Below are 249 nucleotides of genomic sequence, written 5' to 3'. Positions count from 1 at the left end.
TGATCTCCGACATCTACGCCACCAAGGAGCGCGCCAAGGCGGCCGACTTCATTACCTACTCAAAAGTGTTCGACGGCGTGCTGGTCGCCAAGGGCAATCCGAAGGGCATCAACGGCATCAACATGTCGATGTGCGGCGCGGCTGCGGCGGAAAACACCGGTTACGTCGAGGTGCCGCTGGTGCAGGCCCTCGCGCCGGAGTGCAAGAAGGCCGGCAAGGCAGAGCCGACGGTCCAGCTCTACGACAACA

1 protein-coding gene is annotated in these 249 nt (G+C 62.7%); it reads left to right on the top strand.

Translation table 11 applies throughout. The features are described 5' to 3' along the window. The coding region (locus MJ643_RS31125) for a hypothetical protein (protein WP_247727372.1) at positions 1 to 249 on the top strand (249 nt) is incomplete at both ends.

Origin of the sequence: Pseudomonas sp. PNPG3, assembly GCF_023093815.1 — a bacterium.
GTDB classification, from domain to species: domain Bacteria; phylum Pseudomonadota; class Gammaproteobacteria; order Pseudomonadales; family Pseudomonadaceae; genus Aquipseudomonas; species Aquipseudomonas asiatica.
Note: the sequence above shows the minus strand (reverse complement) of the source record. Positions and strands in the feature narration are given on the sequence as shown.